At 69.7% G+C, this 1,682-nt stretch carries 2 pseudogenes; both read left to right on the top strand.

What is annotated here, in order from left to right:
* Nucleotides 1-24: 24 nt before the first annotated feature.
* Nucleotides 25-909 (top strand): annotated as a pseudogene (locus GJ632_RS21335) (potassium transporter TrkG); the annotation flags it as partial.
* A gap of 105 nt (nt 910-1,014) precedes the next feature.
* Nucleotides 1,015-1,682, top strand: a pseudogene (locus GJ632_RS21330) (Gfo/Idh/MocA family protein); the annotation flags it as partial.

The following is a 1,682-nucleotide window of genomic DNA, read 5'->3' as shown; positions in this document are numbered from 1 at the left end:
GCCGTCGCGCACGCGTGACGACGACTGCCGACGGGCGGGTTCTCCCCGAGGCGCGGAGCATCGAGGCGTTCTCGGCGGCCGCACAGTGGATAATCGTCCCGTTCATGGTCGCCGCCGGGACGAACTTCGCGCTGTTTTGGCACGCGCTCACCGGCAACCCGCGGCGCATCTTCGAGGACCGCGAGTTTCGCTTCTACGTCGGCGCGATGGCGACGTTCACCGCAGTCCTCTCGGTCCTCCTGTTCACGGGCGTCGGCTTCACGCAGACCGTGGTCGGGCAGTCGACGTTCGACGCGGCCTACCTCGGCGAGTTCACGGCGCTCGTCACCGGACAGGTCGAACCCGCGGTGCGGCAGGCGGTGTTCCAGGTGGTCTCCATCGTGACGACGACGGGGTACGCCAGCATGGACTTCAACACGTGGAGTCCGGTCGCGCAGTACGTCCTCCTGTTCGCCATGTTCGTCGGCGGCTCCGCGGGGTCGACCGGCGGCGCGGTGAAGATCGTCCGCTGGTACGTCATCCTGAAGTCCATCCGCCGGGAACTGTTCACGACCGCACACCCCGACGCGGTCCGCCCTGTCCGCCTCGGGGGCCGCGCGCTGGACGACGCGCGATTCGCGGCATCTACGCGTTCACGCTCCTCTACCTGGTCATCTTCTTCGTCGCAAGCGGGCTCCTCTTCCTCGACGCGGCGCGCTACGGCCTGAACCTCTCGGTGCTGGAGACGATGTCGGCCGTCGCCGCGACCCTCGGCACGTCGGCCCCGGGTTCGGCGTCGTCGGCCCGATGGGGAGTTACCTCGGGTTCTCGAACGCGGGCAAACTGTTCATGGTCGTCCTCATGTGGATCGGTCGGCTGGAGATTCTGCCCGTCCTCGTCATCCTGACGCCGGAGTACTGGCGGCGGTAGTCGCGTCGCGTCCTGCGACGACGGTGGCCGTCGAAGCCCGCGGTTGCAGGGCCCCCCCCCGGCCGCCGGCGGAAGACCTTTCGGGCGGTCGGCCGTCTACCGCCCATGAAATTCGGTGTCCTGAGCACCGCGGGTATCGCTCGCAAGTCGCTGATTCCGGCCATCCACGCGAGCGACCACGAGGTGACGGCCGTCGCCTCGCGGGACGCCGAGACGGCGGCGACGTTCGCCGCGAACAACGGGATTCCGGCGTCGTACGGGAGCTACGAACGACTCCTCTCGGCCGACGTGGACGCGGTGTACAACCCGCTCCCGAACGCGTTGCACGCCGAGTGGACCCGCCGGGCCGCCGACGCCGGACTGGACGTGCTCTGCGAGAAGCCGCTGACGACCGACGCCGAGAGCGCCGCCGACCTGTTCGACTACTGCGAAGACGCCGGCGTGACGCTCATGGAGGCGTTCATGTACCACTTCCACCCGCGGACCGTCCGCGCCCGTGAGATAGCGTCCGAGGAACTCGGCGCGATGCGGTCCGTCGAGGCGGCGTTCAAGTTCCGGCTCGACGACCCCGCGGACATCCGCCTGAACCCCGAACTCGGCGGCGGGTCGCTGTTCGACGTGGGGAGCTACGCCGTCAGCGCGGCGCGGAACTTCCTCGGCGAACCCGACCGGGCGTACGCCCACCTCGCCGCACCCGCGACAGCGGCGTCGACACCGAGGCGGCGGGAGTGCTGGAGTACGCCGACGGACGCACCGCCCGCGTCGCCTCGGGG

Origin of the sequence: Halogeometricum sp. CBA1124 (assembly GCF_009741955.1) — an archaeon.
Lineage (GTDB): Archaea > Halobacteriota > Halobacteria > Halobacteriales > Haloferacaceae > Halogeometricum > Halogeometricum rufum.
This window is presented reverse-complemented; position numbering and strand designations above follow the sequence as displayed.